An 8,655-nucleotide genomic window follows, 5' to 3' on the forward strand; every position below is an offset into this window, starting at 1 on the left:
GCCATGCGTCCCCGTGACGCCATGGCGTCGGCCGGTAAGACACTGGTCGAGCTGTTCGGTCTGGCCCGCGAGCTCAACATCGACGCCGAAGGCATCGACATGGGCCCCTCGCCCGTCGACGCGGCACTCGCCGCCGACCTGATCATGCCGATCGAGGAGCTCGACCTCACCGTCCGCTCGTACAACTGCCTCAAGCGCGAGGGCATCCATACCGTGGGTGAGCTCGTCGGCCGCTCCGAGGCCGACATGCTCGACATCCGCAACTTTGGTGCAAAATCGATCGACGAGGTCAAGGCCAAGCTTGCCGGCATGGGCCTGGCCCTCAAGGACAGCCCGCCCGGATTCGACCCCATCGCTGCTGTCGACACCTTCGCCGCCGCCGACGACGAGACGGACACCAAGTTCATCGAAACAGAGCAGTATTGAACACTGCGCTACGCCAGGCCTTGCCACCCAATCCAGTCGCGGGCCCGACCACGCCAGGTCACAGCAATGCGCAATCCCCGCCCACCGGCCTGCGCAGCCAGTCCGGCAAGGCTGCGCACCGGCCCGGTGAGGGCAAACCGACCGCCAACGAGTCCTTCTCTGCGTGGACCAAGACGTTTACCGACCCGAGGCTCTGCGCGGCCAAGGTGGACCGCCTCACCTTCCGCGGCAACATCATCGAAACCGGCACCGACTCGCTCACACCAAGGCCCAGCACAACGTCAGCTGACCGATGACCAACACAGGGATCACCGGAGCGCGAACGCCGCTCGCTGCTGCCACCTTGTTCCGTCGTGAACCATCAGATGGACCGACGACACGCGGGCAGTGACGGGAAGCCGGCTGCGAAGGTCGGCCTCGACCTCCCACAGCACGGCATCGTCCTGCCCCTGGGCGATGGTCAGATGCGGGACGACCTCGTCGAACTGCCCGCCGAACGGCGGGGTCTCCGGCCACCGGTCCGCGATCGCCTCGGTGAGTCGACGGAACGGGAGGTCCGGTTCGGGAACGAGATACAAGATCCCCGGGAATCGCCCGCAGTGCTCGAACCGGGCCTCGAAGGGCCGGTGACGCCCGATCACCTCTCCGACGGCAGCGAAAACCTCGTCGTCGACGAGGCTCTCTTCGAGAAACGGGAAGAGGACGGTGACATGGGCCGGAACACCCGCACGGGCTGAAGGGTCCAAGCTGTCACGCCACACTCGAACGGCAGGTTCTACCTCGGGGACCCTCACGATGAGTCCCGACTGCCCTGCTTGAAACGCCGCGGAGTCGTCGCCTGCCATCGCACACATGTAGCAGCGAGCCCCGAACGGCAGCGAACCATTTTGACGGGGCACAACGACTGCGGGAGGACGGCAACCCTGGACGCTATCGCCTTCCTGCTCGGCGAGCGCCTGACGTATCTCATGGTCGAACTGACAGTCCAATGACCGAGTAACTGCTGGATGTGCCAGTGAAATCCGGCGGGACCGGCCTGCGCCGGCAGCGGCCACCACCGTGGCCGAGGTCAGGCAGTAGGCGGCATGGGTCGGCCCCGGCGGTTCTCGCCGGGGCCGATCAGGCGCGCCAGGAGCGGATCGCCGCCGCGGTGTCCCGCAACGAAGACTCACCGGCGCGGATCTGCCCGGCCAGGACCCACAGCGTTTTGGGCTCCGGGGCGACTGCCTGGCCGGAAAGCTGCATGTACGCCTGGGCGGCCGACCACCCGACGACCAGGTTGTAGTCCGCGAACGGCTTCAGTGTGAGCGCGAGGTAGAGGAACGTCGCCGCGCGTACTTCCGGCTCCTCGTAGTACGGGGTGCCCGCGATCTGCTCGTAGCGGTGGGCGGTGCCCGTCCAGTGCAGGGCTCCCCAGTCGTTGATGTCGACGTTGGGGGGTGCGGTCTCGGACTGGATCGTGAGCAGCCAGCCGGGATCGACGTAGACGATCGGGCTCAACGAAGGCCCTCCGGAGCGTCCTCGACGGCGGCCAGCGCCACAGGGTAGGCGCCGCGGGCGGCACCCAGGAACGCCGCCCGGTCGGCCTCGGACACGAGCAGCGTGCGCGCGAGGGAACGGGTCGAGACTCCCTTGGTCCTGGCGAATTCGTTCACGCGTTCCAGTTCGTCATCGCTGAGGTCTACGGAGATTTTCGGCATGCCCCCACTGTAGAGGCATCAATGGAGGCACGACTAGAGGCATTGCGGCGGGGTGCCGCAAGCATCGGGTGACGTGACGCGCTCGCAGCGGTCGAGTCGCGTCACCTGGGCGACTACAGGATCGTCGAGGTGGAGCACTTCGGAGATGGCGGACGGGTGCCCTGGGCCTCGCCTCCGTCGTGGGTGACGAGAGCGACGACGGCGGCGGCGGCGAGAGCAACAGCCACACCAGCACCCGTCGAAATGGCGGCACGGAGGTCGCCACGCGTGGTGGGGACTCCGATCGGTGTCCGGTTCTGGGACCGCGGTAGACGCCCCAGCCCACCAGGATCGAGATGATCGCGATGCCGGCCCCAAAGATGATCACGTTCTGCCCCTTCGCAGCGCGTCGTGTGTGCACAGTGCCGCGGTCTGTCCCGGGGCGCCTCCGGGACAGACCAACCTGCGCTTTGCTTACGAAGTAATACGACGATTATTTGCGAGGGTCTTCGTTCGTCCTGACCGGGCAGGTCCACGTGTCCGCGCGTGAGCCCGCCTTCAGGCAGGCAGGCAGGACCACGCTGCTCAACCTCCTCCTGCACCGCTGACCAGGCGTATCGCAGTCGTCGTCAACGACAACGGGTCAGCTGGCCCGCAGCGGACTGGCGAGCAGTGAGCGGCGGGCCCACGCTGGAACTGGGGCGACTTCGCGCAGTTGATCTTGCCCAACGTGCGCCCCGCGCGCGCCTCGGACAACCGGCAGACGGCCGCCCGGGACACAAGAACGCCCTGCCCCTCACTCTCCGCGGCGTGGACTACAGATACGACGTGACGTGAAGGCGCTGCCCTCCGAGGACCCGGCCGCGCAGGGCCAAGACCCGGCTGCCGATCAGCCGTCGGAGCTCCAGCCGCCGCACCAGGACGACGCGCGGCCGTGGGCGGGCGACGCCTACGACGAGGACGACGAGAGCGATCCCGCGCAGGCCTATGCCGCCTTCACCGGCCCCGGCGGTGAGCAGGCGTGGCTGGACAAAGCGGAGGACGGCACGCTGACGGGCTGGGTCCGTGACGAGTCCGGGCAGGTGTGGCGCTACTCCGACCCGGACACGTGGGCCATCGACGTGGACGACGCCGGGATGGCGGAGGCGGGCGGCACCGGCGGCCAGCCGGACCCGGGGGCGCAGGACCCGAGCGCCGGCGATCCGGCGGCCGTAGACGACGGCGGCCTCTCGCTGGACTGCGGATCGCTCGGGTGACCGTGGAGCGGTCTACCCGATAGAGCTCCGCCAGGGCTGCGTGCGGGAGTTGGAAGCGCAGCGCCGCCAGGGTGACGACGACGCGGTCGACGGACACCAGCTCGTGGTCCGGGCCCGCCCCGGGCGCGCGCATACGCTCGTGACCTCGACGCTCTCGCAGCCGGGACTCCTCAGCTGCCATCCAAGCGCCGGCGAGCTCGACGACGAGTTTGCCGAGCCGCCGCGGCTGGAGGCCGGTGAAGATACGCTTGGACAAGGCCGTGCGGCCCAGGTGTTGCATCACAACAACACCCAAGCCGCACGGCCTACTTCATGCCTCGGCAGTGCCTCGATCACTATCACGCACCACGTCGTAAGGTACGGCCTATGTCTGATAGATCGATGTCTACGGGCCGCCTGTAGGCAGTCCTGCTCGGGGTCGACGCTGTGGTTACTGCGTCGACGATCGTGGTGTGGAGGCAGAGCGGAACACCGTGGACCGAAACCTTGGTCAGTTCGGGTGTGGTTGCTCTTGCGGTCCTGATAGCCGGCCCATGGGCGATAAGGCGGACCAGGGCAAGGGTCGAGGAAGCAATGCGGCAACAGCGTTGATCCAGTTCGGTCGCCTCTGAGAGTGAGGTAAGTGACGTAATGCCCGCTTCAGTCTTGGGGTTGGGTATGGGGCCCTGGTCGGCGGGGTGGGTTGGTGGTCAGGTGCGGGGCTGAGTGAACAGGCCGGGTTCGGGTTCGGTGAGGATGCCCGGGTGACCAGGCGTTTCAGCTTGCACCGGATGCCTTCGGTGTTCTTCGGGAGTGGCCCGCCTGGTCTCCGACCGCGCCGCCGAGAGGTGATCACCCATCAGCCGAACCGCCAGGCCGGAACCCCCAGCCCTCAATCGCGCACCACGTCGTTACCGGCGAACCACGGCCGGGGTGGACGGTGGCTGCTCAGAAGGGGCACGGATGACCGATGACTTTTCGCATCGGTCCCTGTCTGCAGTACGACGACCCGCACGAGCGAGCCAGGGAGCACAAAGTGACCGCAGAACAGACGACGGCCGAGCGTTTCTCCTACACCTTGGAACGGACGTTGGAAGCTCCTGTGGCGAGGGTCTGGAGTGCCTGGACGACCGCGGAGTCCTACGCGCAGTGGTCCTATGCCGCTCCCGGGTCCGTCAAGATGGACGTACGGCCGGGCGGGGCATGGAAGGCAACGATTGTCACCCCAGACGGCGGCCAGTTCCCGCTGACCGGCTCCTACTCCGAGGTCGATGAGAATCAGCGTCTGGTGATCGGCATGGACGTACCGGGGAAGAACGAGCCGGCAGTCATGACCGTCGAACTCGTCGAGCAGAGTGCTCACCAGACACGCGTCGTGGTGAGCCAGACCTGCGACACCCCCGACGAGCGCGACCTCGCCGATCAGGGCACCACCATGCTCCTGGACAGCTTGACTGCCTTCCTGAAGACCGCGGCCTGACGCACCGCGCCGCCCGCGCTGTGATCGGCGGAAACTCCTCCGGATACGGAGACTGGCGTCCCACCTGGACATCCCTCCTTGGACCATCAAGATTCATTGTCAGGGCGTCCGCTCCAAAGGATCAGCCTCAGGCGGTCGGCTCGGCCTCGAACTGGACACGGGTCTCAGTCTCGCCCGCGACGAGCCGGGCCACCGCAGTCAGGAACTCCTCGTCCGCACTGGTGATGTAGGACGCGGTGAGCTCGGCCTTCGCATGACGATCCTCAAGGGTGCAGTCGACCCACCCGTGTGCCCCCAGCGTCCAGGTGATGCGGATGCCTGGTGTCACTGCTGTTCACCCGGCGAGGAACGGGGGCGGACGCGTACCGTGAGGGCGCGTCCGCCCCTGTCCGTGTCCGAAAGGCACGTGCCTTGTCCTCGACGCTCTGCCGAGTGCGCGAACCTTTCCCCGACGCCCGGAGCGCCCTGACGCGGGCGCGGGCGATCATGCACGACCTGGCTGGCTGGACCGCCCTCCCCTGGCCTCGACTGAAGCCGGTCACCACGGCCGAGCAGTACGCACACGCCCTCCGAGCTTTCGACACCGCCCGCATCTACGGGAACCAGGGACAGCCCGGCGCCGGTGCTGCCCTGGACGAACTGCGGCGCCGCAGGGTCATCACGTTCGACAACGAAGGGCCGAACTCCTGGTTCGCGGGGTATCTGGGGCTCCGCCCCGACCTGGCCAGACTCTGGCCGCTGCCAGAACTGCAGCGCGGAGGAACTGGACCAGATGGTCTCGGTGCTCGGGCCGCTGACCTTGGACGTCAGATGGGACTGTGCCTGGCGCGGCCTGCCCGCGTTCAAGGACCGCGGCGTGCAACTCTGCCTGAACGGCGTCTGGACGGAGCAGATCGCCGAGCCGTCCTCTGGCGAGTTCGGCGTCTGGATCTCCCTCGGCCCCCGCGTCGCCCGGACGCCCCCTTCGCGGTCTGCCTATTCGATTTGAACCCGTGCTGTTCAGGCAGCACCTCGCACGGGTTCGCCGGAACATACGCGCTTTAGAGAACGACTCGTTCGAGGTGATCGCCTCGCTGTTTCGGGCGACATCCTGGAAGTTGTCTCTTTGGGCGCGGCCGATCAGTCCTCCATAGGTGTCTTGGATCCACACGTATGCGGCCTTCTCCGCCGGGTCGAATCCGAGGTTGATGTCGTCGTCCGCGGCGGAGGGGTCTACGCCGTTGCCCTCGGCGACCCGGGTCTTCCACGCGGCGGTGACGGCCTTGTCCATGGCGCCGGCGACCCGGATCTCGTCCTTGTCGGTACTGGGTATCTGCGCGGTCGCCATGCCGGACTCGTCCCCCCGCCACTGCCCGGCAACCTCGTTGTAGCACCCGTCGGTGGCCTGGCCGAAGCCGAGGACGTCCGCCTCGATGTCGCCGTCGGAGCTCTTCCAGAAGACGGAGTAACGGCCGTAGGACCATGTGGTGGGGCTTCCCTGGAGGCGGCGGGCGAGAGTGGTGCAGGATGCCATCGCTCCTGCCCTGCGGAATACCTCCTGGTCGTCCTCCGGCAGCCCCCGACCATTAGACGCAGAAGCTACCCACAACCCCCCGGCCATTCCCACTGCAACCCACACAATCCCAGGTCAGCCCCCCTGAGAGCCTGCCTGCGGACTGGCAGAGATCGGGCTGGGTACCTCCGCGGTGGTCCAACATTGATGGCGGTCGGCCAAGGTTCGCTGTCCGAGAACTTCGGGGCGCCTCACCCCCAACTCCCCCTCGCATGCCTGCGCCCTGGCCGTCACGTCCTGGTGCAGCTGTTGCTCGGTCGCCGCACGCCGCACGCCGCAGGCGCGGGGAGCAGCACGCGCTCTCGTACTGTGCCTTGTTCGTGTAGGGACCATCCCCGCGGGGGCGCGGGGAGCAGCTCGGCGCGCCGGCCGGCTGGGGGCCGGAGTGGGATCATCCCCACGGGCGCGGGGCGCAGTTGGGGAGTTCGACGAAGCCGTAGCGGATGCCGGGACCATCCCCGCGGGCGCGGGGATGGTCCCGGGATCAAGGACGGCGCCGGGTGGGTCATCTCCTGCTCCTCGCGCAAGCGGGGATGGCCCCAGGGTCGTCAAATTCTTCGAGTCGAGCTTGTGCTGCTCCCACGCACGCGGGTGGTCCCGCGCCGGGTACAAGGGGGAGGCCACCCTGCAGCCTGCAGTATGTCGGCGGGACGAGCTCTCGGCCCCAGCGAACCGCACCGCGGACTGACCGGGAGTCCAGGGCCTGCGCTGAAAGGCATCAGCATCGGCTCCGTACGCCTGCCGACCACTGAACTCTCACGTCAGGCAGGCCACCGGTGACGACGCTCCTTGAGAACAGGGGTGCCCCCCATCCTGCTCAATGGACCTCCCCACGGGGGAAGGCCATCGGACGGGCGCGAGACGCACTTCTGAAGTGCGCGAATTTCGTTTGGCGCGCAGCGTAACCGCCACTTGAGGGTCCTCCGTGCAGGTAAGCCCTCTTCGCCGCCGCCCGCTCCATCCTGGTCTCCGTCTGGCACCTGATGGCCAACCCGACCGACCGCTACCGCGACCTCGGCGCCGACGTCCACATCCGCAACCTCGACCCCAACCGAAAGACCCGCGACCTGGTCCGTCGGCTGAAATCCCTCGGCCACGACGTCACCCTCGCCCAGGTAGCCGTCTGACGCGCCACCCGACACCCAAACCGCTCGGCCAGCCCCCGGCCGCCACCGCCGAGGGGCTATATCACCGTACCCATCTGACCGTTGATTTTACCGGTCAGGTGTGCAGCGCGGATCAGGTGTTGCAGCGGGTGTCCGGGGGCCGGCTACCGGCGGCTCGGGACGTCGACCCGGGCCTCCGCCAGGACGATGCCGGTCGCGGTGCATGCGAACGTACAGGCCGCAGTCGGCGTCGCACCCTGCACGCAACGGCCGCCTCTGCCGTATCGGCCGTTCCTTCCGCCCCTGCGCGGGGGGCCGGGCACGCTCGCTGTGGAAGCGCCCCACCGACACGGCGTAAGTTTCTACTATCAGGTGACATATCAAGAATTCTTGGCTGCTTTCGACTATCGGTCTGATCACCGGCCTGTGACCAGCACTTTCACCGGTCACCGGTAGCCCCGCGTGGATGCCACTGCCCGCCCGTTTCCCGGTCGCCTCGCCGTACGGCAGTCGGCCCGAGGAGGACGTCATGCACCGCACCCCGCTGGTCGCCCGTCGGGCCGGGACCGCCGCCCCGTCCGTCCGGGCCGCCTTCATCACCCTGCTGATCGCCGTGGTGGTGGTTGCGGGCGCGCGGCTGGTCCTGGCGGCCGCGGGCATGCAGGTCCTGGGGATGGCCGAGTACTCCACGCTGATCCCGGTCGTGGCCGCCGCTCTGTTGCCGCTGCGGCAGACCCTGATCGTGGGCCTGGCGAACCTGGTCGTCGGCATCCTTGCCTACGGCATTCTGCTGCCGTCCATGTCCCACGTCAGCCGGATCACCGTCATCACCGCGCTGGTCGCCTCGATCCTGGTCAGCCTGGCCGTCTGCCGCGCCCGTATCGCCGCGGAAAGGAGCCTGAAAGGCCTGATGGTCGCCCGGGAGCGGCTCAGGCTGCTCAGCGAGGCCAGCACCCGGGTCGGCGGCACCCTGGACGTTGCCCGCACCGCCGAGGAGCTCGCCGAGGTCGCCGTGCGCCGCTTCGCGGACCAAGCCGCGGTCGACCTCTTCGATCCCGTCCTCAAGGGCGAGGAGCCCGCGCCGGGGCCGCACGCGGGCCCGGTCACCCTGCGCCGCGCCGCCTGCCGGTCGGTACCGGCCGCGCTCACAGCCGCGGCACCGCCCGACAGCAGTACC

General features: G+C 68.1%; 9 protein-coding genes and 2 pseudogenes. 6 read left to right on the top strand and 5 right to left on the bottom strand.

Annotation, left to right across the window (positions count from 1 at the left end; translation table 11 throughout):
* Positions 1-426: DNA-directed RNA polymerase subunit alpha C-terminal domain-containing protein (locus ABZV34_RS35365; protein ID WP_356286109.1), on the top strand; the 426-nt coding region annotated here is incomplete at its 5' end.
* A 143-nt stretch (positions 427-569) separates the two neighbouring features.
* A pseudogene (locus ABZV34_RS35370) lies at positions 570-722 on the top strand (ATP-binding protein); the annotation flags it as partial.
* Between the two features lie 12 nt (positions 723-734).
* Here ABZV34_RS35370 and ABZV34_RS35375 read toward each other — a convergent pair.
* The 3 genes from ABZV34_RS35375 to ABZV34_RS35385 form a co-directional block, all read right to left on the bottom strand.
* The gene (locus tag ABZV34_RS35375) at positions 735-1,280 is read right to left on the bottom strand and encodes a 2'-5' RNA ligase family protein (RefSeq protein ID WP_356286131.1); all 546 of its coding nucleotides are present in this window, start codon (positions 1,278-1,280) and stop codon (positions 735-737) included.
* 265 nt (positions 1,281-1,545) lie between these two features.
* Complete coding sequence (locus tag ABZV34_RS35380; protein ID WP_356286112.1) at positions 1,546-1,926, bottom strand: hypothetical protein; 381 nt, start codon at positions 1,924-1,926, stop codon at positions 1,546-1,548.
* Positions 1,923-2,126 (bottom strand): hypothetical protein, encoded by a 204-nt coding sequence (locus tag ABZV34_RS35385; RefSeq protein WP_356286115.1) that lies wholly within the window; start codon positions 2,124-2,126, stop codon positions 1,923-1,925. Before ABZV34_RS35385 ends, ABZV34_RS35380 begins: the two co-directional genes overlap by 4 nt.
* A gap of 812 nt (positions 2,127-2,938) precedes the next feature.
* Here ABZV34_RS35385 and ABZV34_RS35390 point away from each other — a divergent pair.
* Positions 2,939-3,361 carry a hypothetical protein gene (locus ABZV34_RS35390; protein WP_356286117.1) on the top strand — a complete coding sequence of 141 codons (423 nt, stop codon included), beginning with the start codon at positions 2,939-2,941 and terminating at the stop codon, positions 3,359-3,361.
* A gap of 1,015 nt (positions 3,362-4,376) precedes the next feature.
* On the top strand, positions 4,377-4,820 hold the full coding sequence (locus tag ABZV34_RS35395; RefSeq protein WP_356286120.1) for an SRPBCC domain-containing protein: 444 nt from the start codon (positions 4,377-4,379) through the stop codon (positions 4,818-4,820).
* Between the two features lie 127 nt (positions 4,821-4,947).
* Here ABZV34_RS35395 and ABZV34_RS35400 read toward each other — a convergent pair whose 3' ends face one another.
* Complete coding sequence (locus ABZV34_RS35400; protein WP_356286123.1) at positions 4,948-5,148, bottom strand: hypothetical protein; 201 nt, start codon at positions 5,146-5,148, stop codon at positions 4,948-4,950.
* 330 nt (positions 5,149-5,478) lie between these two features.
* Positions 5,479-6,333 carry a hypothetical protein gene (locus tag ABZV34_RS35405; RefSeq protein WP_356286125.1) on the bottom strand — a complete coding sequence of 285 codons (855 nt, stop codon included), beginning with the start codon at positions 6,331-6,333 and terminating at the stop codon, positions 5,479-5,481.
* 1,022 nt (positions 6,334-7,355) lie between these two features.
* Between ABZV34_RS35405 and ABZV34_RS35410 the strand changes: the two genes are divergently transcribed.
* Together ABZV34_RS35410 and ABZV34_RS35415 are read left to right on the top strand one after the other, a co-directional pair.
* Positions 7,356-7,499 carry a hypothetical protein gene (locus ABZV34_RS35410; RefSeq protein ID WP_356286128.1) on the top strand — a complete coding sequence of 48 codons (144 nt, stop codon included), beginning with the start codon at positions 7,356-7,358 and terminating at the stop codon, positions 7,497-7,499.
* Positions 7,500-7,944: 445 nt separating this feature from the next.
* A pseudogene (locus tag ABZV34_RS35415) lies at positions 7,945-8,655 on the top strand (hypothetical protein); the annotation flags it as partial.

The organism is Streptomyces sp. NPDC005195, from assembly GCF_040608315.1.
Taxonomy (GTDB): domain Bacteria; phylum Actinomycetota; class Actinomycetes; order Streptomycetales; family Streptomycetaceae; genus Streptomyces; species Streptomyces kaempferi.

Excerpts from the sequence above, each read along its gene's own strand:
- ABZV34_RS35405 (WP_356286125.1), bottom strand. The coding sequence starts at position 6,333 with ATGGCATCCTGCACCACTCTCGCCCGCCGCCTCCAGGGAAGCCCCACC.
- ABZV34_RS35410 (WP_356286128.1), top strand. The coding sequence starts at position 7,356 with ATGGCCAACCCGACCGACCGCTACCGCGACCTCGGCGCCGACGTCCAC.
- ABZV34_RS35385 (WP_356286115.1), bottom strand. The coding sequence starts at position 2,126 with ATGCCGAAAATCTCCGTAGACCTCAGCGATGACGAACTGGAACGCGTG.
- ABZV34_RS35375 (WP_356286131.1), bottom strand. The coding sequence starts at position 1,280 with ATGTGTGCGATGGCAGGCGACGACTCCGCGGCGTTTCAAGCAGGGCAG.